The organism is Burkholderia sp. YIM B11467 (assembly GCF_052952715.1).
In genome coordinates, this window is sequence record NZ_JBQVSQ010000007.1 from 113,119 (window position 1) to 139,553 (window position 26,435).

The 26,435-nt window shown below is 67.9% G+C and carries 24 protein-coding genes; 3 read left to right on the forward strand and 21 right to left on the reverse strand.

Going from position 1 to position 26,435, the window contains the following annotated elements:
* Window positions 1-4 precede the first annotated feature (4 nt).
* The 7 genes from ACTRWB_RS23790 to ACTRWB_RS23820 all read right to left on the reverse strand — a co-directional run bounded on the left by ACTRWB_RS23790 (window position 5) and on the right by ACTRWB_RS23820 (window position 9,505).
* Complete coding sequence (locus ACTRWB_RS23790; protein ID WP_446903348.1) at window positions 5-1,294, reverse strand: dicarboxylate/amino acid:cation symporter; 1,290 nt, start codon at window positions 1,292-1,294, stop codon at window positions 5-7.
* A 348-nt stretch (window positions 1,295-1,642) separates the two neighbouring features.
* Window positions 1,643-3,328, reverse strand: a complete 1,686-nt coding sequence (gene actP, locus ACTRWB_RS23795; RefSeq protein ID WP_129513052.1) for a cation/acetate symporter ActP — start codon at window positions 3,326-3,328, stop codon at window positions 1,643-1,645.
* An 11-nt stretch (window positions 3,329-3,339) separates the two neighbouring features.
* Window positions 3,340-3,645: a DUF485 domain-containing protein gene (locus ACTRWB_RS23800; protein WP_048247102.1), complete on the reverse strand. Its 306-nt coding sequence runs from the start codon at window positions 3,643-3,645 to the stop codon at window positions 3,340-3,342.
* Between the two features lie 97 nt (window positions 3,646-3,742).
* Window positions 3,743-4,948, reverse strand: a complete 1,206-nt coding sequence (locus tag ACTRWB_RS23805) for a CaiB/BaiF CoA transferase family protein (RefSeq protein ID WP_446903349.1) — start codon at window positions 4,946-4,948, stop codon at window positions 3,743-3,745.
* A 32-nt stretch (window positions 4,949-4,980) separates the two neighbouring features.
* A complete protein-coding gene (locus tag ACTRWB_RS23810) occupies window positions 4,981-6,117 on the reverse strand; it encodes an acyl-CoA dehydrogenase family protein (RefSeq protein WP_446903350.1) in 1,137 nt (378 codons plus the stop codon).
* 14 nt (window positions 6,118-6,131) lie between these two features.
* Complete coding sequence (locus ACTRWB_RS23815; protein WP_446903351.1) at window positions 6,132-7,340, reverse strand: acyl-CoA dehydrogenase family protein; 1,209 nt, start codon at window positions 7,338-7,340, stop codon at window positions 6,132-6,134.
* A gap of 29 nt (window positions 7,341-7,369) precedes the next feature.
* Window positions 7,370-9,505 (reverse strand): 3-hydroxyacyl-CoA dehydrogenase NAD-binding domain-containing protein, encoded by a 2,136-nt coding sequence (locus ACTRWB_RS23820; RefSeq protein WP_446903352.1) that lies wholly within the window; start codon window positions 9,503-9,505, stop codon window positions 7,370-7,372.
* 151 nt (window positions 9,506-9,656) lie between these two features.
* Here ACTRWB_RS23820 and ACTRWB_RS23825 point away from each other — a divergent pair, with 151 nt between their 5' ends.
* The gene (locus tag ACTRWB_RS23825) at window positions 9,657-10,619 is read left to right on the forward strand and encodes a LysR family transcriptional regulator (protein ID WP_446903353.1); all 963 of its coding nucleotides are present in this window, start codon (window positions 9,657-9,659) and stop codon (window positions 10,617-10,619) included.
* Window positions 10,620-10,712: 93 nt separating this feature from the next.
* Complete coding sequence (gene ggt / locus ACTRWB_RS23830; RefSeq protein WP_446903354.1) at window positions 10,713-12,587, forward strand: gamma-glutamyltransferase; 1,875 nt, start codon at window positions 10,713-10,715, stop codon at window positions 12,585-12,587.
* A gap of 52 nt (window positions 12,588-12,639) precedes the next feature.
* Here the strand turns inward: ggt and ACTRWB_RS23835 are convergent, their stop codons facing one another.
* From ACTRWB_RS23835 to ACTRWB_RS23870, 8 genes are all read right to left on the reverse strand, one after another.
* A complete protein-coding gene (locus tag ACTRWB_RS23835) occupies window positions 12,640-13,605 on the reverse strand; it encodes an ABC transporter permease subunit (RefSeq protein WP_446903488.1) in 966 nt (321 codons plus the stop codon).
* Entirely contained in the window at window positions 13,605-14,402 is a 798-nt protein-coding gene (locus tag ACTRWB_RS23840; protein ID WP_048247118.1) for a taurine ABC transporter ATP-binding protein, read from the reverse strand. Before ACTRWB_RS23840 ends, ACTRWB_RS23835 begins: the two co-directional genes overlap by 1 nt.
* A gap of 30 nt (window positions 14,403-14,432) precedes the next feature.
* A complete protein-coding gene (gene tauA / locus ACTRWB_RS23845; protein ID WP_446903355.1) occupies window positions 14,433-15,449 on the reverse strand; it encodes a taurine ABC transporter substrate-binding protein in 1,017 nt (338 codons plus the stop codon).
* Window positions 15,450-15,686: 237 nt separating this feature from the next.
* Window positions 15,687-17,012, reverse strand: a complete 1,326-nt coding sequence (locus ACTRWB_RS23850) for a type II toxin-antitoxin system HipA family toxin (protein WP_446903356.1) — start codon at window positions 17,010-17,012, stop codon at window positions 15,687-15,689.
* Window positions 17,013-17,019: 7 nt separating this feature from the next.
* Window positions 17,020-17,388, reverse strand: coding sequence for a helix-turn-helix domain-containing protein (locus tag ACTRWB_RS23855; protein ID WP_193099188.1), 369 nt, complete (start codon window positions 17,386-17,388; stop codon window positions 17,020-17,022).
* A gap of 329 nt (window positions 17,389-17,717) precedes the next feature.
* A complete protein-coding gene (gene lipA, locus ACTRWB_RS23860; RefSeq protein WP_048247121.1) occupies window positions 17,718-18,710 on the reverse strand; it encodes a lipoyl synthase in 993 nt (330 codons plus the stop codon).
* Complete coding sequence (gene lipB, locus ACTRWB_RS23865; RefSeq protein WP_446903489.1) at window positions 18,703-19,449, reverse strand: lipoyl(octanoyl) transferase LipB; 747 nt, start codon at window positions 19,447-19,449, stop codon at window positions 18,703-18,705. Before lipB ends, lipA begins: the two co-directional genes overlap by 8 nt.
* Before the next feature lie 83 nt (window positions 19,450-19,532).
* Complete coding sequence (locus tag ACTRWB_RS23870) at window positions 19,533-19,859, reverse strand: DUF2917 domain-containing protein (protein ID WP_048247164.1); 327 nt, start codon at window positions 19,857-19,859, stop codon at window positions 19,533-19,535.
* Between the two features lie 102 nt (window positions 19,860-19,961).
* Here ACTRWB_RS23870 and ACTRWB_RS23875 point away from each other — a divergent pair, with 102 nt between their 5' ends.
* A complete protein-coding gene (locus tag ACTRWB_RS23875; RefSeq protein WP_446903357.1) occupies window positions 19,962-20,927 on the forward strand; it encodes a transcriptional regulator GcvA in 966 nt (321 codons plus the stop codon).
* Here ACTRWB_RS23875 and ACTRWB_RS23880 read toward each other — a convergent pair.
* From ACTRWB_RS23880 to ACTRWB_RS23905, 6 genes are all read right to left on the reverse strand, one after another.
* Window positions 20,924-21,232 (reverse strand): HP0495 family protein, encoded by a 309-nt coding sequence (locus ACTRWB_RS23880; RefSeq protein ID WP_011546305.1) that lies wholly within the window; start codon window positions 21,230-21,232, stop codon window positions 20,924-20,926. The genes ACTRWB_RS23875 and ACTRWB_RS23880 overlap by 4 nt on opposite strands.
* Window positions 21,232-22,158 carry a D-amino acid aminotransferase gene (locus ACTRWB_RS23885; protein WP_419685377.1) on the reverse strand — a complete coding sequence of 309 codons (927 nt, stop codon included), beginning with the start codon at window positions 22,156-22,158 and terminating at the stop codon, window positions 21,232-21,234. Before ACTRWB_RS23885 ends, ACTRWB_RS23880 begins: the two co-directional genes overlap by 1 nt.
* A 48-nt stretch (window positions 22,159-22,206) precedes the next feature.
* Window positions 22,207-23,523 carry a D-alanyl-D-alanine carboxypeptidase family protein gene (locus ACTRWB_RS23890; RefSeq protein ID WP_048247128.1) on the reverse strand — a complete coding sequence of 439 codons (1,317 nt, stop codon included), beginning with the start codon at window positions 23,521-23,523 and terminating at the stop codon, window positions 22,207-22,209.
* A 623-nt stretch (window positions 23,524-24,146) separates the two neighbouring features.
* Window positions 24,147-24,791 carry an alpha/beta hydrolase gene (locus ACTRWB_RS23895; RefSeq protein ID WP_048247130.1) on the reverse strand — a complete coding sequence of 215 codons (645 nt, stop codon included), beginning with the start codon at window positions 24,789-24,791 and terminating at the stop codon, window positions 24,147-24,149.
* A 13-nt stretch (window positions 24,792-24,804) separates the two neighbouring features.
* Window positions 24,805-25,122 carry a (2Fe-2S) ferredoxin domain-containing protein gene (locus ACTRWB_RS23900; RefSeq protein WP_446903358.1) on the reverse strand — a complete coding sequence of 106 codons (318 nt, stop codon included), beginning with the start codon at window positions 25,120-25,122 and terminating at the stop codon, window positions 24,805-24,807.
* A 150-nt stretch (window positions 25,123-25,272) separates the two neighbouring features.
* Window positions 25,273-26,424, reverse strand: coding sequence for a VanZ family protein (locus ACTRWB_RS23905; protein WP_446903359.1), 1,152 nt, complete (start codon window positions 26,422-26,424; stop codon window positions 25,273-25,275).
* Window positions 26,425-26,435 lie beyond the last annotated feature (11 nt).

Consider the following 26,435-nt stretch of genomic DNA (forward strand, 5'->3'; position numbering starts at 1 on the left):
GATGTCAGACGCCGGCCGTCTCGGTCGCCGCGACTTCGCCGCCGCCCTTCAGCGCCTGGCGCAGCTTGTTGCGGTCGAGCTCCTTCTCCCATGCGGACACGACCACCGTCGCGACGCCATTGCCGACGATGTTGGTCAGCGCGCGGCATTCGCTCATGAAGCGGTCGATACCGAGGATCAGCACCATGCCCGACAGCGGGATCGTCGGCACCACGGCCAGCGTCGCGGCGAGCGTGATGAAGCCCGCACCCGTGACGCCGCTCGCGCCCTTCGACGTCAGCATCGCGACCGCCAGCAGCGTGAGCTGCTGCATCCACGTCAGTTCGATGTTGGTCGCCTGCGCGATGAACAGCACGGCCATCGTCATGTAGATGTTGGTGCCGTCGAGGTTGAACGAATAACCGGTCGGCACGACGAGGCCCACGACCGAACGCGAGCAGCCGGCCTTCTCGAGCTTTTCCATCAGCTGCGGCAGCGCGGCTTCCGACGAGCTCGTACCGAGCACGATCAGCAGCTCTTCCTTGATGTAGGACACGAAGCGGATGATCGAGAAGCCCGTGAAGCGCGCGATCGTGCCGAGCACGACGAGCACGAACACGACCGACGTCAGGTAGAACGTGCCGATCAGCTTGAGCAGCGGCACCAGCGAACCGACGCCGTACTTGCCGATCGTGAACGCCATCGCGCCGAACGCGCCGATCGGCGCCAGCTTCGTGACGATGTGCACGATGCCGAACAGCACGCGGGTGAGCCCGTCGATGAAGTCGGTGACGACCTTGCCGCGCTCGCCGAGGTGCGCGAGCACGCTGCCGAACAGCAGCGCGATCAGCAGGATCTGCAGGATTTCACCCTGCGCAAACGCATCGACCATCGTGTTCGGGATGATGTGCATCAGGAAGTCGACCGTCGACTGCCCGTGCGCCTTCGCCGCGTACGACGCGACGGCCTTGCCGTCGAGCGTCGCCGGATCGATGTTGAAGCCGACGCCCGGACGCAGGATGTGCGTGGCCGCGAGGCCGAGCAGCAGCGCGAAGGTCGACACGATCTCGAAGTACAGCAACGCCTTGCCGCCGACGCGGCCCACCTTCTTCATGTCCTCCATGCCGGCGATGCCGGTGACGACCGTACAGAAGATGATCGGACCGATCACCATCTTGATCAGCTTGATGAAACCGTCGCCGAGCGGCTTCATGTCGGTGGCGAGCGCCGGGTAGTAGTGGCCGAGGATCACGCCGACGATGATGGCGAAGATCACCTGCACGTAGAGGACTTTGTAGAAGGGTTTCTTCTTCACGATGGTTCCTGCTGAAGTAGATGAGCCGGTGGAAACGGCGTCACGCGCGCGGGCGAATGCCAGGGGAGTCATTCGCCCGCGCGGCTGCCGTGCCGCAACAAGCGATGCCTCAAGACGTCCGGAGGGGGAGGAAGGCAGCGGTCATCGATTGTCTCCTTGTTTAATAGTCAGGCCGGTGGGCGGCCATGCGTTTTATATTGCAAGGTCGATGCCAGGTTCCCGAAACCCCTCAAGCCGTTGTTTTCATTGTATTTCTCACAATGCGGCAGGCAAGGAAATCCGGGATTCCGGATTTCCGGAAAATATCCGTCCGGCGATCCGGACGGATACGCGCATTCATCCGACGAATCAGTGCTGCACGGCCTTGCCGGCCAGCAGGCCCGTCTGCGCGTAGAACTCCTGCTGCTCGAACGCGGCACGCTCGCGGCGCGCGCGCTCGCCGCGATCCGCGAGCGAGCCGACGATGATCCCGATGAACGCGAGCGGCACCGACACGAGCGCCGGGTTGTCGAGGAACACCGGCGCGTGCGCGTGGTGCAGCACGTCGACCCACACCGACTTCGACAGCACCGTGAGCGCCACCGCCGACACGAGGCCGAGGCCGCCGCCGAGCACCGCGCCGCGCGTCGTCATCCCGCGCCAGAAAATCGACATCGCGAGCACCGGGAAATTCGCGCTCGCGGCCACAGCCGCGACGAGCCCCACCATGAACGCGACGTTCACGTGCTCGAACAGGATCGACAGCCCGATCGCGACGGCCGACAGCACGATCGTCGCCGCGCGCGAGATGCGCATTTCAAGGCGCTCGTCCGGCTTGCCGCGTGCCCACATCTGCGCGTACAGGTCGTGCGAGATCGTCGTCGCGCCGGCGAGCGTCAGGCCCGCGACCACCGCGAGGATCGTCGCGAACGTAACGGCCGCGATGAAGCCGTAGAACCAGTTCCCGCCGACCGCCTGCGCCAGCTTCACCGCGACCATGTTCGAGCCGCCGAGCAGGTCGTGCGTCAGGTTGAACGTGCCGTTCGCGGCGAGCCGGAAGAATTCCGGATGCTGCGCGAGCAGCACGATCGCCGAGAAGCCGATCACGAAGGTCAACAGGTAGAAGTAGCCGATGAAGCCGGTCGCATAGAGCACCGACTTGCGCGCCTCCTTCGCGTTCGGCACCGTGAAGAAGCGCATCAGGATATGCGGGAAGCCGGCCGTGCCGAACATCAGCGCGATCCCGAGCGACAGCGCGTTGGCCGGATCACGGATCAGCTTGCCGGGCCCCATGATGCCGAGCGCGCCCGGGTGCACGGCCACCGCGCGGCGGAACATCTCGTCGACACTGAAGCCGAATTCGCCGAGCGCGAGCAACGCGAGCAGCGTCGCCCCGCACAGCAGCAGCACGGCCTTGATCACCTGCACCCAGGTCGTCGCGGTCATCCCGCCGAAAAACACGTAGACCACCATCAGCACGCCGACGATCAGCTCGGCCGTGCCGTACGACAGCCCGAACAGCAGCTGGATCAGCTTGCCCGCGCCGACCATCTGCACGACGAGGTACAGCACGACGATCGTCAGTGCGTTCGCGGAAGTCATCAGCCGGATCGGCCGCTGCGCGAAGCGGTACGCGACAACGTCGACGAACGTGAACTTGCCGAGGTTGCGCAGCGGCTCGGCGATCAGGAACATCACGAACGGCCAGCCGACCAGAAAGCCGATCGAATAGATGAGCCCGTCGAAGCCGAACATGAACACCATCCCGGATAGCCCGAGGAACGACGCGGCCGACATGTAGTCGCCCGCGATCGCGAGGCCGTTCTGCAGCCCGGTGATGCCGCCGCCGGCCGTGTAGAAATCGCGCGTCGAGCGGGTGCGGCGCGCGGCCCAGCGCGTGAGCGCGAGCGTCGCGAACACGAACGCGAAGAACATCCCGATCGCGACCGGGTTCAGCTCGACCTTGTCGGGCATCGGGCCCGCGACGGATACCGCATGGGCGGCGGAGGAAACGAGAGAAGCAAGCGCGCCGAGCGCGATCGATGTGCGTCGCATGTCGGCCTCCATCACGAGCGCTGCAGAATCGCGTCGACCCGGCGGTCGAACACGCGGTTCGCGCGCAGCACGTAGCACGCGGTCAGGCCGATCGCGACCAGGATGATCGCGACGCCCGCGGCGATCCCGACCGTCGTCGTCGCGCCGCGGTACAGCGGCGTCGCGAGCACGTGCGGCGCAAGCGCGACGAACAGGATGAAGCCGTAGTAGGTGGCGATCATCAGCGCCGTCAGCACGAAGCTGAAGCGGCGCCGCGCACGCACGAGCTGCTGGTAGTCGCGGCGCGCCGTGACCGATTCGATGACGGAAAGCTCCATGGTGTCTCCAATGTCTTCTCGTCATGTCGCGAGAAGTGTCTTGTGGATGGCCGGCGCGTCAACCGATCCGCCCGCGCCGCGGCGGCAAATAAACGCGTTACACGATGCGATCCGCACGCAGCCGCGCGACTTCATCAGCCGACATCCCGAGCCAGCCGCCGAGCACCGCCTCCGTATCCGCGCCCAGCACCGGCGGCGCGCCGCGCACCGGCAGCCGTGCGCCGTCGAAGCGGTACGGCGGTGCCAGCAAGTCGACCTCGCCCGCGACCGGATGCGGCTGCCGCGTGACGAGCCCGGCGCGGGTCGCGCGCTCGGACGTCAGCGCTTCGTGCAAGCCGAGCACTTCGCCGCACGGAATGCCCGCGTCGGCGAGCGCCGCGAGCAGCGTCGCGCGCGACCGGCGCGCGAGTTCGCGGCGAATCTCGGGCAACAGGTCCGCGCGGTTTTCCGAGCGGCCGAGGTTGGTCTTGTAACGCGCGTCGGCCGCGAGGTCGGGCCGTTCGATCGCATCGCAGAAGCGCGCGAACTGCGTGTTGTTGCCGACCGTGATCACGAGCGGGCCGTCGGCCGCGTCGAACACGCCGTACGGCACGATCGACGGATGCGCGTTGCCGTAGCGCGGCGGGTCCTCGCCCATCAGCAGCGCGTCGAGCCCGTAGTACGCGGTGATCATCAGCCCGCAGTCGAACAGCGCCATCTCGATGCACCGCCCGCGCCCGGTCGCATGGCGCTCGTACAGCGCGGCGAGGATCGCCTGCGCCGAATACATGCCGGTGAACAGGTCGACCGCTGCGACGCCGAACTTCAGCGGCGGCTGGTCGGCCTCGCCGTTCAGCGCCATCAGCCCGGCCTCGCCCTGCACGACGAGGTCGTAACCCGGCCGCGCGGCCTCGGCGCCCGAACGATCGTAGCCCGAGATCGCGCAGTGCACGAGGCGCGGATTCAGCTCGGCCAGCGCGTCGTAGCCGAGGCCGAGCTTTTCCGCGCCGCCGAACTTGAAGTTGTGGATCACCACGTCGGCCTGCGCAGCCAGTTCGCGCGCGACGCGCTGCCCGGCCTCCGTCTGCAGGTCGACGCAGATCGACCGCTTGCTGCGGTTCACGCTGTTGAAATACGTGGTCTCGGTGTCGCCGATCCGCAGCCCCCAGTCGCGCGTATCGTCGCCGCGCGCCGGATGCTCGACCTTGATCACTTCCGCGCCGAAATCGGCGAGCACCATCGCGCACCACGGGCCCGCGAGCACGCGCGAGAAATCGAGCACCTTCACGCCGGCCAGCGGCAACGCGCGCGGTTCGTTCGTCATCCTTGTCTCCTCCATTCGCGTTATGCGTTTTTTTACTGTTTCGACAGCGCGATGTAGCGCGCGAGATGGTGATCCTCGTCGCCGAGCTGGTGATCGATCATCACGAGACGTTTCGCGTAATGCGACAGCGGCAGCTCCCACGTCATTCCGATCCCGCCGTGCAACTGAATGCTCTCTTCGGCGACGAGCGTGCCGATCCGGCCGATGCTGACCTTGGCTGCCGCGAGCGCGCGTTCGCGCGTCACGCGCGGCGCATCGAGCTGCGCGGCCGCGTTGATCACGGCCGAGCGCGCCTGCTCGACTTCGAGCAGCAGGTCGGCCATCCGGTGCTGCAGCGCCTGGAAACTCCCGATCGGCATGCCGAACTGCTTGCGCGTGCGCAGGTATTCGAGCGTGTGCTCCTTCGCGACGTCCATCGCGCCGAGCGCTTCCGCCGACAGCGCGAGCAACCCGTAGCCGAGCACGCGTTCGAGCAGCGCCGCGCCCGCTTCGCCGTCGTGATCGCCGAGCGCGGCATCGGCCGGCAGCGCGACGCGCTCGAAGCGCACCTCCGCCGCGCGGCCGCCGTCGATCTTCCGGTAGTCGCGCAGCGACACGCCCGGCGCGTCGGCCGGCACGACGAACAGGCCGATGCCGGCCGCATCGTCGTCGCGGCCCGACACGCGCGCGCTGACGACGAAGAACGCCGCCTGCGCGGCCTGGTCGACGACGCCCTTCGCGCCCGTCAGCACCCAGCCGTCGCCCGAGCGTTCGGCGCGTGTGCGCACGGTCGTCAGCTCGTAGTGCGAGCCCGGCTCGTCGTGCGCAAACGCGGCGCTCGCGCTGCCGTCGATCAGCGCCGCGAGCTTGTCGCGATGCGCGTCGCCGCCGGCCAGCGACAGCGCTCGGCCGGCCAGCAGCGCGCCGAGGAACGGCTCGACGACGAGCCCGCGGCCGAGGCATTCGAACACCACGGCGATGTCGAAACCCGCGCCGCCGAAGCCGCCGTCGGTTTCGGGAAACAGCGCGCCGACCGTGCCGAGCTCGGCAAGGCGCTGCCACATCGTGCGGTCGAAGCCTTCGGCCGACTGCGCGATGCGATCGCGCACCGGAAACGCGTACTGTTCGGCGATGAAGCGGTTCAACGTGTCCGCCAGCATCCGGCGGTCTTCTGTGTGCTGGAAATCCATCGTCGCGTCCCTCGTTACAGCCCGAGCATCATCTTCGCGATGATGTTCTTCTGGATCTCGTTCGAGCCGCCGAAGATCGACAGCTTCCGGTTGTTGAAGTACTGCTGCGCGGCGCTCGCGGCGTCGTCCGGGCCGACCGGTTCGCCGGCGTAGTCCGCATCGAGCGCTGCGTCGACGAACGGCTGCGCATACGGCCCCATCGCGCGCCGCATCAGCGACGTGATCTCCTGGCGGATCTGCGTGCCGCGAATCTTCAGCATCGAGCTTTCCGCGCCCGGCGCGCCGCCGCCCGCGACCGCGGCCAGCACGCGCAGGTTGGTCGTGCGCATGTTCTCGAGCTCGATCTCGACGCGCGCGACGCGCGCCGCGAAGAACGGATCGTCCGCGAGCGGCCTGCCGTTCTTCGTCACCTTCGCGGCGACCGCGCGCAGCCGGTCGAGCGCGGCCGTCGAGAAGCCGATCCCGGCGATGTTGGTGCGCTCGTACGTGAGCAGGAATTTCGCGTAGGTCCAGCCGCGGTTCTCTTCGCCGACGAGGTTGTCCGCCGGCACGCGCACGTCGGTGAAGAACACCTCGTTCACCTCGTGCTCGCCGTCGAGCGTGATGATCGGGCGCACGTCGACGCCCGGCGTGTTCATGTCGATCAGCAGGAAGCTGATGCCTTCCTGCTTGCGCACGTCGGTCGCGGTGCGCACGAGGCAGAAGATCATGTTCGCGTAGTGGCCGAGCGTGGTCCACGTCTTCTGGCCGTTCACGATGTAGTGCTCGCCCTGCGCGTCGATCCCGCGCACCGCGCTCGTCTTCACCGCCGCGAGATCGGAACCGGCGCCCGGCTCCGAGTAGCCCTGGCACCACCAGTCGGTGCCGTCGAGGATGCGCGGCAGCCAGTGGCGCTTTTGCGCTTCGTTGCCGTACTTGATCAGCACGGGGCCGAGCATGTTCACGCCGAACGGCACGATGCGCGGCGCACCGGCGAGCGCGCATTCGTTGTCGAACAGGAACTTCTGCGCGACGCTCCAGCCGGGGCCGCCGTATTCGCGCGGCCAGTGGCTCGCGAGCCAGCCGCTTGCGTTGAGGATCGCGTGCCATTCGCGCATGTCGTCGCGCGTGAGATGCAGGCCGCCCTTCACCTTGCGCGCGATGCGCTCGGGCAGTTCGGCTTGCAGGAAGCGCTGCACTTCCGTGCGGAACGCTTCCTCTTCGGGAGTGAAATTGAGGTCCATCTTCGATCCGTTGCGAATGCGGTTGGCGTTCAGTCGACGCGGTTCAGGCTCGCGAAATCCGCGCCGCGCGCGACGAGGTCGACGAGGAGCGGCGAAGGCTTCCAGAACAGCGGATCCTCCTTCGCGAACGCGCGGATATCGGCGAGCACGTTCGCGAGGCCGAGCGTGTCCGCGTAGTGCATCGGACCGCCGCGATAGCGCGGGAAGCCATAGCCGTACAGGAACACCGCGTCGACATCGAGCGGACGCAGCGCGATCTTCTCGTGCACGACGTTCGCGCCTTCGTTGATCATCGCGGCGAGGTAACGACGCAGGATTTCGTCGTCGCTGAACGTGCGCGGCGTGATGCCCTTCTTCGCGCGCTCTGCCGCGACGATCGCGTCGACTTCAGGGTCCGGCGTACCGACGCGCACGCCGTCCGGATACAGGTAGTAGCCGCGCGACGTCTTCTGCCCGAACCAGCCGCGCTCGCACAGCCGGTCGGAAATCTCCACGTAGCGCGCATGCGGGTCGCGCGTTGCTGCGCGGCGCTTGCGAGTCGCCCAGCCGATGTCGCCGCCCGCGAGGTCGACGACCTGGAACGGCCCCATCGGGAAGCCGAATGCGCGCACCGCGCGATCGATCTGGTACGGCGACGCGCCGTCTTCCATCAGGTAGTCGGCCGCCGTGCGATAGACGGCGAGGATCCGGTTGCCGATGAAGCCGTCGCACACGCCCGCGCGCACCGGCGTCTTCTTCAACTGCTTCGCGAGCGCGAACGCGGTCGCGACGACGTCGGCACTCACACGCGCCGGCACGACGATCTCGAGCAGCTTCATCACGTTGGCCGGCGAGAAGAAATGCAGGCCGATCACGTCGGTCGGCCGGTCGATGCTCGCGGCCAGCGCGTCGATGTCGAGATACGACGTGTTGGTCGCGAGCACCGCGCCCGGCTTGCAGACGCGCGCGAGCTCGGCGAACACGGCCTGCTTCACGGCCATGTCCTCGAATACGGCCTCGATCACGACGTCGGCCTGCGCGAGCGCGTCGTACGACGTGCTGCCCTTGAAGCGCGCGAGCCGCGCCGCGTGCGCGGCCGGCGTCATCCGCCCTTTCGCGACGAGGCCGTCGTACACCTTCTCGACGTGCGCACGGCCGCGCGCGAGCGACGCTTCGTCGCGTTCGATCATCGTCACCGGCAATCCGGCGTCGAGCGCCGCGACCGCGATGCCCGCGCCCATCGTGCCGCCGCCGACCACGCCGATCCGCTCGACCGGCCGTGCGCTCGCCCGCCGCGCCTCGGGCGCCTTCGCCGCTTCGCGCTCCGCGAAGAACGCATGCACGAGGCCCGCGCGCTGCGGGCTGTCGATGCACTGCAGGAACAGGCTGCGCTCGAACTTCATCCCCGCGTCGAACGACTGCGTGAGCGCGGCCTCGACCGCGTCGACGATCTTCGCCGGCGAGAACAGCCCACGCGATTTCTTCGGCAGCTCCGCGCGCGCCGCGTCGATCGCGGCCTGCGCGGCCGCGCGATCGGCGAGCCCCTGCGCATCGCGCGTGCGGCGCACCGGCGCGCCGAGCGACAGGAGTTCCTGCGTATAGGCGAGGCCTTCGGCGAGCGTGTCGTCGCTGTGCGCGACGCGGTCGACGAGACCAAGCGTGAGCGCTTCGTCGGCGCTCGCGTGGCGGCCCGTCAGCATCAGGTCGAGCGCGGCCTTCGCGCCGATCAGGCGCGGCGCACGCTGCGTGCCGCCCGCGCCGGGCAGCAGGCCGAGCGTGACTTCGGGCAGCCCGAGCTTCGCGCCGGGCACCGCGAGCCGGTAATGCGCGGCCAGCGCGACTTCGAGGCCGCCGCCGAGCGTCGCGCCGTGCAGCGCGACCACGACCGGCTTCGTGCCCGATTCGATCCGCTCGCACACGTCGGGCAGCGACGGCGGCACGGGTGGCTTGCCGAATTCGCGGATGTCGGCGCCCGCGATGAAGTTGCGGCCGGCGCCGACGATCAGCACCGCGCGAATCGCGTCGTCGGCCTGCGCGGCGTCGAGCGCGTCGGCGAGGCCGCGCCGCACGTCGGCGGACAGCGCGTTGACGGGCGGGTGGTCGATCGTGACGACGAGCACCTTGTCGCGCCGCTCGCGCGTGACGGTGCCGGCCTGCGGTGTGGCGGGAGATGCGGAGGAATTCATGGTGTCTCCTGTGGTGTGTGCACCAAGCATGTCCCGATTCTCGATTGATCGAGATTCATTGACAATTCCCGCACGCCTTTACAAGCTGTCAAGTCTGATTTGACACTGAATGCTTTCCGACCGTTAAACGGGACGGATCAGGAGCACACGCATGGACCTGAACGCGCTGACGCTGCTCGTCGAGATCCTCGACGCCGGCAATCTCAGCAAGGCCGCGCAGCGGCTCAAGATGAGCCGCGCGAACGTCAGCTACCGGCTGAACCAGCTCGAGCGCTCGATCGGCCAGCAGCTCGTGCGGCGCACGACGCGGCGCATCGAGCCGACCGAGATCGGGCTGAAGCTGTACGAGCACGGCCGGCGCATCCGCAACGAGTTGCTCGCCGCGGAGGAATCGGTGACGACGCTCGGCCAGGACCTGCAGGGCCGCGTGCGGCTGTCGGTGCCGAGCGGCTACGGGCAGATGGTGATGTCCGAATGGCTGCTCGCGTTCAAGCGGCTGCACCCGGGCATCGTGCTCGACGTCGTGTTCGAGAACCGCGTGGAAGACCTGATGCGCGACGAGATCGACATCGCGGTGCGCGTGATGCCCGAACCGCCGCAGAACCTCGTCGCGCGCGACATGGGCGCGGTGCGCTACGTTGCCTGCGCGTCGGCCGCGTTCGCGGCCGCGCACGGGATGCCGTCGAGCCTCGGCGCGCTCGCGGCCGCGCCGGTCGTCACCGCAACGGTGATGGGCCGTCAGCTCAGGATCGCCGCGTATCTCGGCGACGAGCGGCACGAGGTGCTGCTCGAGCCGACGCTGATTTCGGAGAACTTCCTGTTCCTGCGCCAGGCGATCCTCGCGGGGATCGGCGTCGGCATCGTGCCCGACTACGTGGTGCAGGACGACATGCGGCGCGGCGCCGTCGTCACGTCGCTCGACGCGTACCGGCTCAGCATCTTCGGCACGCACATGTACATGCTCTACATGCCGAACCGGCACCACACGCGCGCGACGTCGACGTTCATAGAGTTCATCCTCGAACAGGCCGGAAAGACCGGCCGGGGCGGGCCCGGCGGGATGCGTCAGGGTTTCCTGTCGGGTGACAATCCGCCGGCCACGCGGCGACAATAGCGCGCCGGGGCGCGCACGGCGCGCAGCCTGCGCGGGCAGCCCCGTTGCGCCGGCACCGCCGCCGCCATCGAATTCACTGCTGCCGAGGGTTCAATGTTCGACCGGATTCGTCCGCACTCGCGTCCCTGGACGCTGCTCGCCGCCGTCGCGCTCGTCGCGTTCAACGCCGGCTGCACGTCCCCGTCCACGCCGTCGGGCGCCGTCGTCCCGGTTGCCGCCGCGTCGGGCGCCGCCGTCCCGCTGCCCGGCGTCCACGCGCCCGAGCAGTCGTCCGGCTGGACCGACAAGCCGGGCTGGACCTCGCAGCACTTCATGATCGCGGCCGCGAACCCGCTCGCGACGCAGGCCGGCTACGACATGCTGAAAGCCGGCGGCACCGCGATCGACGCCGCGATCGCGACGCAGATGGTGCTCGCGCTCGTCGAGCCGCAATCGTCGGGGATTGGCGGCGGCGCGTTCATGCTGTACTTCGACGGCAAGGCGACGCAAGCGTACGACGGCCGCGAAACCGCGCCGGCCGCCGCGACCGATCGCCTGTTCTACGGCCCGACCGGCCAGCCGATGGGCTTCTACGAAGGCGTCGTCGGCGGGCGTTCGGTCGGCGCGCCGGGCGTGCTGCGCATGCTCGACGCCGCGCACCGCGCGCACGGCAAGCTGCCGTGGCGCCGGCTGTTCCAGCCGGCGATCCGGCTCGCCGAGCACGGCTTCACGATCAGCCCGCGACTCGCGATGCTGATCGCGAACGACAGGTACCTGAAGAACGACCCGGCCGCGCGCGCGTACTTCTACAACCCGGACGGCACGCCGAAGGCGGCCGGCACGGTGCTGAAGAACCCGGCGCTCGCGACCGTGCTGCGCCAGGTCGCCGACCGCGGCGCGAACACGTTTTACACCGGCGCGATCGCGCGCGACATCGTCACGAAGGTGCGCAAGCACCCGACCAATCCGGGCCTGCTGTCGCTGCAGGATCTCGCGCGCTACAAGGCGAAGGTGCGCACGCCGCTATGCGCCGACTATCGGCGCTCGGTCGTCTGCGGGATGCCGCCGCCGTCGTCGGGCGGCCTCGCGATCGCGCAGATGCTCGGCATCCTCGAGGCGATGCCCGACTGGCAGCAGATCGGCGCGCAGAAGCCGGTGCGCAACGACGTCGGCTACGAGCCGACGCCGTTCGCCGCGCACCTGTTCAGCGAAGCCGGACGCCTCGCGTATGCGGACCGCGCGCGTTACGTCGCCGATCCCGATTTCGTGCCGCTGCCGGGCGGCAACTGGGCGAGCCTCACCGACAGGACCTATCTCGCGCAGCGCGCGCGCCTGATCGGCGACAACAGCATGGGCGTCGCGCAGGCCGGCACGCCGCAGGGCGCGACGCTCGCGATGGCCGACGACCGCAGCCCCGAGTTGCCGTCGACGTCCGACATCGCGATCGTCGACCGCTACGGGCAGGCGCTGTCGATGACGACCAGCGTCGAGGATGCATTCGGCTCGCGGCTGATGGTGCGCGGCTTCATGCTGAACAACCAGCTCACCGACTTCTCGTTCGTGGCGAACGACAACGGCCGGCCGGTCGCGAACCGCGTGCAGCCCGGCAAGCGGCCGCGCTCGGCGATGTCGCCGGAACTCGTGTTCGACAAGAAGACGAAGCAGGTGACGATGATCGTCGGCTCGGCCGGCGGCCCCGCGATCATCAATCACGTCGCGAAAGCGCTGGTCGGCGTGCTCGACTGGGGCATGACGATGCAGCAGGCGATCGCGCTGCCGAACTTCGGGTCGATGAACGGGCCGACGCAGCTCGAGCGCGGCCGCGTGTCGGACGCGCTCGCCGACGGGCTCAAGGGCCGCGGGCATGACGTGCAGGTCGTCGAGATGAACTCGGGGCTGCAGGGCATCCAGCGGCTGAACGTGCAGGGGCAGACGGTGTGGTTCGGCGGCGCGGATCCGCGCCGCGAAGGGATCGTGATGGGCGAATGAGCGCGGCAGGCCGGGGCGGCGTGTGTGCGTCGCCCGCGTAATCTGCGCCGCGTCAGCCTCTCCCCTTCCACGGCACGATCCGCCGCTCGACCCATCGCATCGCGAGGTCGAACAGCCACGCGATCGCGCCGATGATCAGGATGCCCATCACGACGATATCCGTGCGCAGGAAGCTCGATGCGTTCAGCACCATCTGCCCGAGCCCGGCCGTCGCGGCAACCATCTCGGCCGCGACGAGCGTCGTCCAGCCGAACCCGATCGCGATCCGCAGCCCGGTGAGAATCTCCGGCAGCGCGGCCGGCAGCACCACGTGGCGCACGATCTGCGCGAAGCTGCCGCCGAGCGAATACGCGGCGTTGATCTGCTCGACCGTCGCCGCACGCACGCCGGCGCGCGCGGCCATCGCGATCGGCGCGAAGCACGCGAGGAAGATCACGACGAGCTTCGCCGTTTCGTCGATGCCGAACCAGATCACGACGAGCGGCAGATACGCGAGCGGCGGCAACGGCCGGTAGAACTCCAGCAGCGGATCGAGCACGCCGCGCGCGATGCGGCTCACGCCCATCAGGATGCCGGCCGGCACGCCGAGCGCGGTCGCGAACAGGAACGCACCGAACACGCGCGCGGCACTCCACAGCAGATGCTCGGACAGCGGCAGGCCGCCCTGGATGCGGCCGTGCCATGCGTCGACGAATGCCGTCCATACGGCTTCCGGTGTCGGCAGGAACAGCGGCGGCAGCCACTGACGATGCGTCGCGACCCACCACAGCGCGGCCAGCGCCGCGACCGTCGCCGCGCTCAGCCAGGCGGTCTTCCCCTGCCCCGGCAACCGGTACCGGTGCGACGCGCGCGCGGCGCGCGCCGCCGCAGGACGCCGCGTCGTGCGCTCGTCCTGCTCGAAACCTGTGGCCGCGCGATCGGCCGCCCACGAATCCTGCGTGCTCATGTTGTCCTGCCTGGTCAAAGTGCTGTTCCGGCCGCGCCCGACGGCCACGCCTTGCCGCGCGAGCTCGCGCATCACGCGGGCTCCGCGACCGCCTCGTCGCGATGCAGGTACGCGATCAGCCGCTCGCGCCACGCGATGAAATCCGGCGACGACTTCACCGCGCGCGCATCGCGCGATTCGACGTAACGACGCGCGAACGGCAGTTCGAAGGTTTCCGCGATCCGGCCGGGGCCCGGCGTCATCACGACGAGACGCGTCGCGAGGAACAGCGCCTCCTCGACATCGTGCGTGATGAAGAACACCGTCTTGCCGGTGCGCGCCCACACGTCGAGCACGAGCGCCTGCATCGTGCCGCGCGTCATCGCGTCGAGCGCGCCCATCGGCTCGTCCATCAGCAGCACGCGCGGATCGCTCGCGAGCGCGCGTGCGATGCCGACCCGCTGCTGCATCCCGCCCGACAGTTCGTACACGCGCGCATGCGCATGGCCGTCGAGCCCGACGAGCGCGAGCATCTCGCGCGCCCGCGCTTCGCGTTCGGCCTTCGACACGCGCGCAAAGCGCAGCCCGAGCGCGACGTTGTCGAGCACGTCGAGCCACGGCAGCAGCGCGTATTTCTGGAACACGACGCCGCGATCGGCACCGGGGCCCGTGACCGGCACGCCGTCGACGCGCACGTCGCCGGTCGTTGGCGCGACGAACCCGGCCATGCAGTTCAGCAGCGTCGTCTTTCCGCACCCGGACGCGCCGAGCGCGACGACGAATTCACCGGCGTCGATGCGCAGGTCGACGCGCGCGAGCGCCTGCGTCGTCGGCCGTCCGCGCTCGCCCGGATAGGCAACCGATACCTGACGGACTTCCAGCGTGCTCATGGTCGATGGCTCCGCGATGGGTCGCCGCGCTCAGCGCGCGGCCTTCTGCACGAACTGCGGATCGACGCCGGCCGAATAGTCGGACAGCACCGTCTGGATCGTGCCCTGCGATTTCAGGAACGTGGCGGTGGCCGCGAGCGACTTCGCGGCGCCCGATTGCGCACCGCCGCCGAGCCACGTCGGCGACGCCTGCTCGGCCGCCGTCGGGAACGCATAGAGCGCGAGGCTGGCCGGCACGTCCTGCGCGTTCGCGCCCGACACCTTCGCCACCGCCGCGACCTGCGGCGAGCCGACCTTCCACGCAGCCGCATGCGCGCGGTAGTCGGCATCGGCGGCCGCGAGCACCTTCACGAAGCGCGTGACGAACTCGGGGTTGTCGCGCGCGAACTTGCGGCTCACGACGAAGCCGTCGAAGGTCGCCTTGCCACTTTCTTTCGCAACCTGGCCCGACGTCGTCAGCACGGTGCCCGATTGCTTGACCTTCGCGAGCACGGGATCCCAGATATAAGTCGCGTCGATATCGCCGCGCGCCCAGGCGGCCGCGACTTCCGGCGGACGCAGGTTGACGATCTTCACGTCGTTCGGATTGACGCCCGCGGCCTGCAGCGCGACGAGCGTATGGAAATGCGACGTCGACACGAACGGCACACCGATCTTCTTGCCCTTCAACGCCGCGATGCTGGTGACGCCCGAGCCGTTGCGCGCGACGAGCGCCTCGGCATCGTTGATGTTGTCGAGCACCCAGAACAGCGAGATGTCGAGCCCCTGCGACAGGCCGGCCGCGATCGGGCTCGAACCGGCTTCGCCAAGCTGCACGGAGCCCGACGCGAGCGCGCGGATCACGTCGGCGCCGCTGTCGAGCTTGCGGAACGTCACCTTGTAGCCGGTTGCCTTTTCGACTTCACCGCTCGCCTGCGCGTAGCGCCACGGCACGACCATGTCCTGGTACGCGATCACGACTTCGCGCGATTCGGCGTGTGCCGCGCCGAACGCGGCCAGGGCGGTCAGCGCGACGACGGCGCGGCGGATGAAGCTGAAACGGGACATGCGGCTCTCCTTCGGAATGCGGGCATTGCTGCGGGAGAGCCGACTATAGGAGCTTTGCGCGCGGCGGGAGCGAACTTATCCTGCGAAGCTATCGATGCCGTTTCAGCTTTGCTTTCCACGCTCGACCGGATTGCGCGTCCGGTCGGGTGGCGGTTGCGGTGCGGGGGCGCGGGTGGCACGTTTCATTGAGAACATGCCCGACTTGAGTCATGCGCGGCCTTGATGGGCGTGAATCGGTCAGCCTTCGTGTGCGATGCGGCGCAGCGGTCTGCCGAGAAGCGCGCGCGCCCGCTCCGTCTGAGCGTGTTCGAACGCATCCTCGAGATCGTCGAGCTCGCGGGCCGTCATGCCGATATCGGCCGACTGGCCAACGCGCCGCCAGCCCTGAATCCCATCGAACACCTCGCCCGTCACGGCAAGCGCCTGCTCGCGCGTCAATGCGAAATAGCCGCATGTTTCGAGCAGCATGTCGATCGAATCGATAGGACCGGCATCCTCGGTAAGCCACGTTTTCGATTCACGCAGCTTGCCGGGCATCGGATTCACGTCGAACGCGGGTGCGAGCCTCCAGCGCCCGTCGCCGTCGTACAGAAAACCGAGATTCTGCAGATGGTCGTCGGTGTTCGTGATGAGCAGGTTGAACACCAGGCGCCGCCAGAGCTGGCGGACGTCGTCGAGCGGACGCGCGCCGCGCTGCTGCATGACGTCCACGATCTCGGTATAGGCATGCTCTTCATGACGGGATGCCTGAAGCATCGATGCGGCAGACAGATACGGAATGCGAAGACCGTCGTCGGTTCGGTCGAACCGCTCGATGAGCGCGACTGGCGTGCCGCCTACCTTCACGCATCGCGCCCCCGCCGCGTCGATCCCGGCCGCGCGCGCGAGACGCAGCGCGAGCACTTCGGCCCGCGTCACGCTGATGGTGTCGCCGATACTCGGAAACTTGCCGATCGCCAACCTGCCATGCTCGTCCAGTACCGTGCATTTCGGGCGCATGCCGCCCAGCGACGTACCCTTGCCCTGCAGGTAACGCAGATCGGCGGTCGTGTCGGTGCCCGCCTCGAGCGCGCGAGTGGCATCGGCGATCCGCTCGAGCTCGATGAACGGCGGAGTGGTCCGGCGACCACCCTCTTCGGTCCGCAGGTACTGGCCCGCACGACAGAGGCGCAGCGCACCGACCCGGCTGAAGTCGTCCACCGCACACAGATAATCCAGCTCGTTGAGTGGCCTCAGGTCGGGCTGGGTACGGCGCAGCTTCGCGTGCGCGCGATCGATGACGCGCCGGCCCCATGCATCGGGCTCCGTATCGGCGAGCGCGAAGTGAAAAACCGAATCCACGGCACGCGGCGCGCGACGGGTGTGATAGCCGGGTTGCAGCGGCAGGTCGGGAGAAATCTCGAAGCGATCGGGATGCGTCAGCCAGGTCTCGTCGTAGACGAACTGGGACAACTCACGCCGCCCCTGACTCACGTACAGCACCTGCCCGACAGGCAACCCAGCCGTGCCGATATGCAGGTCCAGCGCCTCGCTGATATCCGGTTTGATCGCTTTGCCGTTCATTCGCTACTCAAAATGCGTGGGTGGTTTTCTTGCGCGTGCGAATCCGCCGCGGCAGTTGCTCGTCCATCAGCGCAAGCCCGACGTCGTCCTGTGCGCTGTCGAGGAGATCGCTCAGCCGGTCGAGTTCACCGAACACCTGGAGCACGCGCGCGAGCACATGCAGTTGCATGCGCGGATCGCCGGCCTCCAGACGCTTGATCGTGCTGAGCCCCGCACCGACTCGCTCGGCCAGTGCCTGTTGCGTCAAGCCGCGCCGACGCCGGCCGCGATTGATGTCGCTGCCCAGTTTCTTGAGCGTACGCTGCACGGTGACAGGCAGAGGTCGCTCGTCCTTATGGCTCTCACCCGGACCTTTATCTCGATTTACGGTTTCCATGAGACCCATTATAGGAGGAGATACAACGATCTCAAGATCATTGGATCCGTAATGGTCCTCATGAGAACCGTGACATCGTATAAAAGCTCCCATCGAACACTTTAAAGAATATCGCCGAGAAACAGCATGCTGTCGCGCACAACGCGAACACCATCGGCAGCAACCTTCGCGTGTCACACGGACCGACACTTCGTCGTCACCACCCATGCTCGAGCACAACCGGCCGGAGATCAATTCGGCCGGTTGGGCATATTCCGAGCGGCAGCAACAAAAAAGCCCGCATCGCTGCGGGCTTTTTCGACTGCGTGAATGCAGCGGGAACGCGACGCTCAGACCACGCCGGCCCCATGCGCCTGCAGATCGGCGTGATAGCTCGAACGCACCATCGCGCCAACGGCCGCGTGCGTGAAGCCCATCTTGTACGCCTCTTCCTCGTACATCTTGAACGTATCCGGATGCACGTACGCACGCACCGGCAGGTGGTGCTCGGACGGTTGCAGGTACTGGCCGATCGTCAGCATGTCGACGTCGTGCGCGCGCAGGTCGCGCATCACCTGCAGGATTTCCTCTTCGGTCTCGCCGAGGCCGACCATCAGGCCCGACTTCGTCGCGACGTGCGGATGCAGCGCCTTGAAATCCTTCAGCAGCTTCAGCGAGTGCGCGTAGTCCGAACCCGGGCGCGCTTCCTTGTACAGGCGCGGCACCGTTTCGAGGTTGTGGTTCATCACGTCGGGCGGCGCGGCGTTCAGGATCGAGATCGCGCGGTCGAGACGGCCGCGGAAGTCCGGCGTCAGGATCTCGATGCGCGTGTCCGGCGACTGCTCGCGCGTTTCGCGGATGCACTCGACGAAGTGGGCGGCACCGCCGTCGCGCAGGTCGTCGCGGTCGACGCTCGTGATCACCACGTACTTGAGCTTCAGCGCGGCGATCGTGCGCGCGAGGTTCTTCGGTTCATCGGTGTCGAGCGGATCGGGGCGGCCGTGGCCGACGTCGCAGAACGGGCAGCGGCGCGTGCACTTGTCGCCCATGATCATGAACGTCGCGGTGCCCTTGCCGAAGCATTCGCCGATGTTCGGGCAGCTCGCTTCCTCGCACACGGTATGCAGGTTGTGCTCGCGCAGGATCGTCTTGATCTCGTTGAAACGCGAGCTGCCGGTGGCCGCCTTCACGCGGATCCACTCGGGCTTCTTCAGCTTCTCGATCGGAATGACCTTGATCGGGATGCGCGCCGTCTTCGCCTGCGCCTTCTGCTTGGCGGTCGGATCGTAGGCCGGGGTCGCGGCCGAATCGGCCGGTGCGGGAGAAGCGGTAACGTCAGTCATTCGAATGTTCCAGTGCCTGCGGCTTGTCGGCGGCCGCGGATGCGCCGTCGAGGTTGGCGATCAGACGGCGCACCAGCGTGTGGGCGACGTCGTTCCAGTCGGCGGCAACCTCGAGGCTCGCCATGTCGACAGTTTCCAGTCCGGCATAGCCGCACGGGTTGATCGCAAGAAACGGGCGCAGATCCATCTTCACGTTCAGGCTCAGCCCGTGATAGCTGCAGCCGTTGCGGATCTTCAGGCCGAGGGCCGCGATTTTCGCGCCTTCGTGCGCGCCGGATGCCACGTAGATCCCGGGCGCGCCCGCCTTGCGGACCGAAGCGAGATTATACGCCGCGAGGGTTTCGATCACGGCCTCCTCGATCTTCGTCACGAGCGTGCGCACCATCAGCTTGCGCCGGCGCAGGTCCAGCAGCAGGTAGACGACGATCTGGCCGGGGCCGTGGTAGGTGATTTGTCCGCCGCGGTCGACCTTCACGAGCGGCACGCCGCTGTCGGCCACCAGCAGGTGGGCCGGGTCACCGGCCTGGCCGAGCGTGTAGACGGGCGAATGCTCGACCACCCAGATCTCGTCGCCGGTGTCGGCCGTGCGCGTGTCGGTGAACGCGCGCATCGCGTCGAAGCTCGTTTCGTAGGGCTCGACGCCCCGCCAGCGCACGGTGACCGGGTGAACCGGCGATTCGGCGGGCGTTGCGGAAACGGCGACAGGCGTGGACACGATGGAAACCGGCGAAACGAACATGGGCGGTAGTTTACCGAAAACCCATGGGTCTCGCCGGCCCTGGAAAGGGACGGATAACCGGTATCCGTCAGAGGAAATGCCGGTCAGACGGTGCGCCATCCGTCATGGAACAGCGCGGTGACGCGTTCGCGCAGCCGTGCCAGCCCGCCGAGCGCGACCTCCCGGGTCGGCCGCGACACCGAGAACGCGACGCACGCGCCCTCCCGGCCTTCCGCGCTGAGCCACAGCCGCTCGCCGCGGCGCAGCTTCAGCGTCTCGCCGTCGACCAGGAAGTAGTCGTCGACGTCGTTGCTGCGCGTGGCCCACACCGGCCCGCACTGGACCACCAGCCGCGTGCTGCGTTGCACCTTCATCGGCACCGTTTCGCCCGCGGGGATTTCGAACGTGATGCTTGAAGAAATTTCTTGCATGATCGACTCCGCCAATAAATGCTTCGATGGCTACAATCGTAGTCACTTCAAGGCGTCCGACCAAACGACCAATTTTCACGTCGATGTGAGGAAAATTAGCAAATGGACCTCCGACAGCTACCTGCGCTGAATGCGATTCGCGCGTTCGAAGCCGCCGCCCGTCACGAGAATTTCTCGCGCGCCGCCGACGAGCTGTTCGTCACGCACGGCGCGGTCAGCCACCAGGTGCGCGCGCTCGAGGAAGAGCTCGGCGTGCAGCTTTTCACGCGCAACGGCAAGCGGCTGTGCCTGACCGACGCCGGCATGCGCTACGCGCAGCAGGTGCGCGGCGCGCTGATGGTGATCGCCGACGCGACCCGCGACGTGCGCGCGAGCGACCGCGACCGGCGCCTCGTGGTGTCGATGCTGTCGTCGTTCGCCGCGCGCTTCATCACGCCGCGCATCGGCCGGTTCATCGAGCGGCATCCGGAAATCGACGTCGAGCTGCAATCGACCAACTCGCTCACCGATTTCGCGCGCGACGACGTCGATCTCGCGATCCGCTTCGGCTTCGGCACCTATCCGGGGCTGCATGTCGAGCCGCTGTTCGAGGAAGTGTTCTTTCCGGCGTGCGCACCGACGCTGAACGGCGGCAAGCTGCCGCAGACGCCCGCCGATCTCGCGCACTACAACCTGCTGCGCTCGGACGACGAGCTGTGGCGGCCGTGGTTTGACGCGGCGGGGCTCGATACGCTGACCGAGCCGAAGCGGGGGATTCTGTACCAGGATTCGTCGAACCTGCTGCTGGCCGCGATCGACGGCCAGGGCATCGCACTGGTGCGCCGCTCGCTCGCGGTGCACGACCTGCTGGACGGGCGCATCGTGCGCCTGTTCGACATCGACGGGCCGAGCCCGTGGCACTACTTCTTCGTGTGTCCGCCGCCGCTGCTGAACACACCGCGCGTGCAGGCGTTCAGGACCTGGCTGTTCGAGGAAGTCGCCGAATTCAAGCGGCTGTGCGACGAGCTGGACGCGCGGCGCGCGGCGGGGAAGACCCCCGCCGAGTGCGCGCAGGAAGGAGGAACTTAGAGTACGACCTTGACCATCGGATGGCCGGTCAGTGCGCGGTAGATGTTGTCGAGCTGTTCCTGGCTCGTCGCGCGCACGGTGATCGTGAGGCCCGTGTAATTGCCGCCGCTCGACGCGCGCTCCTCGATCTTCTCGACATCGATCTCGTTGTCGTGCACGGCGACGACCTTGAAGATCGTGTCCTTGAACTCGGGGTGCGCCTTGCCCATGATCTTGATCGGGAAATCGCACGGGAACTCCAGCAGCGACTCCTTCCGGGTCTCGATCGCGCCGGTGACCTCGACGGTTTTGGTCGGTTCGCTCATCATTTTCTCCGGGTTAGGTCAAACTGTTCAAACTCGCGTGCCTTCGCACGCTGGTACGCGTCGTACAACGCCGCGAACACGGGGCCCGGCTTGCCGCCCTGCACGGGCAGATCGTCGAGCGACGTGACGGGCAGCACTTCCTTCGTGGCCGACGTGATCATGATCTCGTCCGCGGCACGCAGCTCGACCTCGCTGATCTCGCGTGCGACGAACCGAATGCCGCATTCGTCGGCAAGCTGCTCGACCAGCGCATAACGGATCCCTTCGAGGATCTTGTTGCTGCGCGGCGGCGCGAGCAGTTCGCCGTTCTTCACGATCCACACGTTCGACGACGAGCCTTCGGTCAGGTAGCCGTCGCGCAACTGCAGCGTCTCGAACGCGTCGCGTTCGGCCGCATGTTGCGCCATCAGCACGTTGCCGAGCAGCGAGATCGACTTGATGTCGCAATGCAGCCAGCGGCGATCCTCGGCCGTCACGCAGCGCACACCCTTCGCGCGCTCCTCTTCCGGCGGCAGGCGCAGCGGGCTCGTCATCGCGAACACCGTCGGCACCGTGTTCGCCGGGAACGCATGGCCGCGCTTCGCGACGCCGCGCGTCACCTGCAGATACACGAGTGCGTTGCCGTCGCCGAGGCCGTCGGCATTCGCCGCGACGACGCGCTCGATCAGCGCGCGCCAGCCGGCCGCGTCGTGCGGGTTCTCGATGCCGATCTTCTTCAGGCTGCGCGCGAGCCGCTCCAGATGCTGCTCGATCCGGAACGGCACGTGCGCGCCGTCGTGCGCATAAACGGGGACGACTTCATACACGCCGTCGCCGAAGATGAACCCGCGGTCGAGCACCGGGACACGGGCTTCCGACAGCGGCACCAGTTCCTCCTGCGACGAGACGCTGAGGTAGACGATCGGTTCGAATTCGGCTTGGCTCATAGCTATGACAGATGGGGATGAAGTCGTGAAAACAAAGGCCCGTCGTGCTTACTTCTTCTTGCTGAACATCAGCAGGATCGAGTCCCAGATACGCCCGAAGATACCCGCTTCCGGCACCGCCTGCAGCGCAACGACCGGGAATTCGGACAGCGTCTTGCCGTCGGCGACGATCTTCACGGTGCCGACCTGCTGGCCTTCCGCGAGCGGCGCGATCAGCGGCGCATTGACGTCGACTTCCGTCTTGACCTTGTCGCCGAGGCCGCGCGGCACGGTCGCCCACTGGTCGCTCTTCACGCCGACCTGCACGGTGTTTTCCTTGCCCTTGTAGATGCGCGGCGTCGAGATCGCCTGGCCGCCCTTGAACAGGCGCACCGAATCGAACGCGCTGTAGCCGTAGTTCAGCATCTTCATGCTGTCCTGCGTGCGCTCGCCTTCCTTCTGCTCGCCCATCATCACCGACACCAGGCGACGCTGGCCGTCCACGCCCGGAATCGCGCGCTTGGCCGATGCGATCAGGCAGTAGCCGGCCGCTTGCGTATGGCCCGTCTTCAGGCCGTCGACCGTCGGGTCGAGCCACAGCAGACGGTTGCGGTTGCCCTGGCGGATGTTGTTGTACTTGAATTCCTTCTCCGAGAAGATGCTGTAGTACTGCGGAAAATCGCGGATCAGGTGGGCCGACAGGTTCGCGAGGTCGCCGGCCGTCGTGTAGTGGTTCGGGTCGGGCATGCCGTTCACGTCGGCGAAATGCGTGCCCTTCATGCCGAGGCGCTTGACCTCGTCGTTCATCATGTTGACGAACTGCCCTTCGCTGCCGCCGACGAGTTCGGCCAGCGCGATCGCGGCGTCGTTGCCCGACTGGATGATCATCCCGTACACGAGGTCGTGCACCGACACCGGCTTGTTCGCCTCGATGAACATGCGCGACTCGTCGCGGCCGACGCGGCGTACCGCGTCGCTCGGCGTGACGATCTGCTCCATCGAGATCTTCTTCTTGTCGAGCGCCTCGAACACGAGGTAGGCCGTCATCAGCTTGGTCAGCGACGCGGGCTCGACACGCTCGTCCGCATTGCCCGACGCAAGCACCGTGTTGCTCGTCGCATCGACGAGCACCCACGAGCGCGCGTTCACGCCCGGCGGCGGCACCGCGCCCGGCATGTAGGTCGCGGGCGCGCCGGTGAACTGCTCGGCGGCGGCGGCCGGCGCCGCATGCGCGGCCTTGGCCTTGGCGGCCGGCTTCGCCTCGGCGACGACGATCGTCGACGCGAGCGCGACAGGCAGCATCACGCCGAGCGCGACGTTACGCGCGGCGGTGCCAAAGGCGATGGAGGAAGCGAGGGACTTGAGGCCTTGGGGAGACAGACGCATGATCGATTCAGGCTGATGGCAGAAAGTGCGGTGCGAAACGCGCAGGGTTGAACGGCAAGGCGGCGGGCGTTTCGGGCACTCGCCCGAAATCGTCGGGCGACGCGAAACGCGCCGGTTGGACTCGTGCGGACGCGTTCGGTTCGCGGCCGTCGCGAGCGGGCGGACAGGCGGCGAAACGAGCGCCGCATGGGCCCAGCCGGGCCGCGGGCGACGCGGAATGCGGCCATTATACGTGGCCGCGAAGGGCGTTTTCGCGAACCGGGTGTCGTGCCCGCTGCCAGGCGGTGCCGATGTGCCGGCGGATTCACGCTCGCGGCAACGCGCAAACCGCGGCGATGCGCAGCGGCATCGCGAGGAATTGCCACGCCGCCACGGGCGCGAAGGTGCAGCACATCAGTACGGATTGGCGTCGGACACGGCACGGTCGCCGGACGGCCGCATACCGGCTTCGAGAGCATAGCGCGGGTGCGCCGCCGGTCATCACGCTCGAAGCCGCGCGAAAGGCGCGCGCAGGCGGTGTGCAAGTCGGGTTGCGCCGCACGCTGCGGCGCGATGTCGCGCGGGTGAAGTGGCGCGTCCGGCGAGTGCCGGGTGCGCGAGGTGAGCCGTCGGCGGTCAGCCGGTCAGCGCCACGCGTCGACGATGATGCGCTTCAGCACGTGCAGCTTGCGATGGAGGAAATGTTCGGCGCCGGGGATCACGACGACCGGCAGTTCCTGCGGCCGCGCCCAGTCGTACACCGATGCGATCGGCACCGTATCGTCGGTTTCGCCGTGAATCACGAGCGTGTTCTCGGGCACGTCGGCCACCTGCCAGCGGCTCGCGGCCGTACCGACGAACACCATCCGCTCGATCGTCTCGCCCGCGTCGCGCAGCCGCTTCGCGACGTGCGACAGCACGAAGGTGCCGAACGAGAAACCCGCGAGCACGAGCGGCAGGTCCGCATACGCGGGCTGCGCGCGCATGTGCGCGAGCACCGCGAGCAGGTCGTCGGCTTCGCCGGTGCCGTTGTCGTGCACGCCTTCGGTCGCGCCGACGCCGCGGAAGTTCGACCGGTAGACGACGTAGTCGAGCTGGACCAGCGTGCGCGCCAGCGTTTGCGCGACCTTGTTGTCCATCGTGCCGCCGAACAGCGGATGCGGATGCGCGACGAGCGCGATGCCGCGCGGCGCGGCACCGCCTTCGCGCACGGCATCGGGCAGGTCGACCGCGATTTCGATCTGCCCGACCGGGCCCGCGATCAGCGACTTCTGCGTATGAACGTTCATTCGGCCGACCCGCTCAGATCTTCAGACGGTCGACGACCTTGCCGTCGCGCAGGTGCGATTCGACGATCTCGTCGATGTCGGCCTGGTCGACATACGTGTACCACGTGCCTTCCGGATACACGACCATCACGGGCCCTTCCTCGCAACGGTCGAGGCAGCCGGCCTTGTTGATGCGGACCTTGCCGGGCCCCGCGAGGCCGAGTTCCTTCACGCGCTTTTTCGCGTATTCCTGCATGGTCTGCGCGTCGCATTGCGCGCAGCTCGGGCGTTCGGCGTCCGGGTCGCGCTGGTTCAGGCAGAAGAAGACGTGGTGCTGGTAGTAGGAATCCATGATGGTGGCGAGCGGCCCGGCGCGATGCCGTGCGGAAAGAGGAGCGATTGCCGTTGCACGGGGCAACGGATGATGGTCCGGACGATTATAGCGACCGGCGCGCACCGCTGCCCGCGACGAAGCAGCGGCCGCCCCGCCCGAAGCGCCGCGTCAGCGGCGCAACGCGGCCGGCAGCCACGCGTGCTCGACGCGCTGGCCGAGCCAGATCAGCGCCGCGTAGGGCCAGATCCACGCGAGCCAGCGCGCGATGCTGTTGAAGTGCACATAGCGGCCCTGCCGCCAGCCCGACAGCGTGAAATCGAAGAACGGATTGACGGGCAGCAGGTTGACGAGCGCCACGCCGGCCAGCAATGCGAGCGCCGCGAGCGTTGCGCGCCACGTCGCCGGCACGCGCAGCGCGACGAGCGCGGCCGCGAAACCGAGCTCGATCCCGAGCCGCGCGCCGGGCGTCGCCCACACGACGACGAGGCCGGTGGCCGACTGCATGAACGTCGCGGCCGCCTTCAGCACCAGCGTCGCGGCGACGAACGCGATCAGGAGCCGGATGCGCGGCGCGCGCGGCCGCATCGCGAGCGACGCGATCGCCAGCGCGGCGAACAGCATCAGCCCGCCGAGCGCGGCTTCCCACGCGGCGTCGGACAACCAGCCGTCGACGCGCTCGGGCCATTCGCTCACGCGCCACGCGGCCGGCAGCCACGCGAGCAGCGCGTCCTGCATCGACGCGTCGGCGCGCTCCCACAGCGCGGCCGGCCAGTCGCCGATACCGAACAGGAACGGCGACGGAAACAGGATCGCGAACGGCCACAGCCCGGCGAGCAGCAGCGGCGTCGCGCCGTCCACCTCGAACCACGCGAAGCGCAGCCGGCGCAGCGCGCCGCGGTCGAGCAGCGCGCCCGTGGCCGGCGCGACGAGCGCCGCGCCCAGCAGCGCGCCGAGCGCATTGGCCGCGAGATCGAGATTCGACGCGACGCGCGTCGGCAGGTAGGTCTGCAGCGCCTCCATCGAGCCCGACAGCAGCACGCCGAGCCCGCCCGCGATCAGCGTCGCGGCCACGCCGCGCCAGCGTGGGTGCAGCGCGAGCACACCGAGCGCGCCGAACGGCAAATAGCCGAGCACGTTCGTGACCACGTCGAATGCGGTCACGTAGCGCTGCATCGGCGCGAACAGGTAGTCGAACGGCCCGATGCCGAGCGACACCCAGCCTTCGAACGGATACAGCGATGCGTAGACGATGAGCGCCGCGTAAGCGGCAAAGGCCTGCCGCGCGAGCGACGACGCGCGGGGCGCGCCGGGCGCGTTCATCGCGGCTGCGC

Coding starts and splice junctions, on each gene's coding strand:
- actP (WP_129513052.1), bottom strand. CDS start 3,328: ATGCGACGCACATCGATCGCGCTCGGCGCGCTTGCTTCTCTCGTTTCC.
- ACTRWB_RS23800 (WP_048247102.1), bottom strand. CDS start 3,645: ATGGAGCTTTCCGTCATCGAATCGGTCACGGCGCGCCGCGACTACCAG.
- ACTRWB_RS23805 (WP_446903349.1), bottom strand. CDS start 4,948: ATGACGAACGAACCGCGCGCGTTGCCGCTGGCCGGCGTGAAGGTGCTC.
- ACTRWB_RS23810 (WP_446903350.1), bottom strand. CDS start 6,117: ATGGATTTCCAGCACACAGAAGACCGCCGGATGCTGGCGGACACGTTG.
- ACTRWB_RS23815 (WP_446903351.1), bottom strand. CDS start 7,340: ATGGACCTCAATTTCACTCCCGAAGAGGAAGCGTTCCGCACGGAAGTG.
- ACTRWB_RS23820 (WP_446903352.1), bottom strand. CDS start 9,505: ATGAATTCCTCCGCATCTCCCGCCACACCGCAGGCCGGCACCGTCACG.
- ACTRWB_RS23825 (WP_446903353.1), top strand. CDS start 9,657: ATGGACCTGAACGCGCTGACGCTGCTCGTCGAGATCCTCGACGCCGGC.
- ggt (WP_446903354.1), top strand. CDS start 10,713: ATGTTCGACCGGATTCGTCCGCACTCGCGTCCCTGGACGCTGCTCGCC.
- ACTRWB_RS23835 (WP_446903488.1), bottom strand. CDS start 13,605: ATGCGCGAGCTCGCGCGGCAAGGCGTGGCCGTCGGGCGCGGCCGGAAC.
- ACTRWB_RS23840 (WP_048247118.1), bottom strand. CDS start 14,402: ATGAGCACGCTGGAAGTCCGTCAGGTATCGGTTGCCTATCCGGGCGAG.
- tauA (WP_446903355.1), bottom strand. CDS start 15,449: ATGTCCCGTTTCAGCTTCATCCGCCGCGCCGTCGTCGCGCTGACCGCC.
- ACTRWB_RS23850 (WP_446903356.1), bottom strand. CDS start 17,012: ATGAACGGCAAAGCGATCAAACCGGATATCAGCGAGGCGCTGGACCTG.
- ACTRWB_RS23855 (WP_193099188.1), bottom strand. CDS start 17,388: ATGGAAACCGTAAATCGAGATAAAGGTCCGGGTGAGAGCCATAAGGAC.
- lipA (WP_048247121.1), bottom strand. CDS start 18,710: ATGACTGACGTTACCGCTTCTCCCGCACCGGCCGATTCGGCCGCGACC.
- lipB (WP_446903489.1), bottom strand. CDS start 19,449: ATGTTCGTTTCGCCGGTTTCCATCGTGTCCACGCCTGTCGCCGTTTCC.
- ACTRWB_RS23870 (WP_048247164.1), bottom strand. CDS start 19,859: ATGCAAGAAATTTCTTCAAGCATCACGTTCGAAATCCCCGCGGGCGAA.
- ACTRWB_RS23875 (WP_446903357.1), top strand. CDS start 19,962: ATGGACCTCCGACAGCTACCTGCGCTGAATGCGATTCGCGCGTTCGAA.
- ACTRWB_RS23880 (WP_011546305.1), bottom strand. CDS start 21,232: ATGAGCGAACCGACCAAAACCGTCGAGGTCACCGGCGCGATCGAGACC.
- ACTRWB_RS23885 (WP_419685377.1), bottom strand. CDS start 22,158: ATGAGCCAAGCCGAATTCGAACCGATCGTCTACCTCAGCGTCTCGTCG.
- ACTRWB_RS23890 (WP_048247128.1), bottom strand. CDS start 23,523: ATGCGTCTGTCTCCCCAAGGCCTCAAGTCCCTCGCTTCCTCCATCGCC.
- ACTRWB_RS23895 (WP_048247130.1), bottom strand. CDS start 24,791: ATGAACGTTCATACGCAGAAGTCGCTGATCGCGGGCCCGGTCGGGCAG.
- ACTRWB_RS23900 (WP_446903358.1), bottom strand. CDS start 25,122: ATGGATTCCTACTACCAGCACCACGTCTTCTTCTGCCTGAACCAGCGC.
- ACTRWB_RS23905 (WP_446903359.1), bottom strand. CDS start 26,424: ATGAACGCGCCCGGCGCGCCCCGCGCGTCGTCGCTCGCGCGGCAGGCC.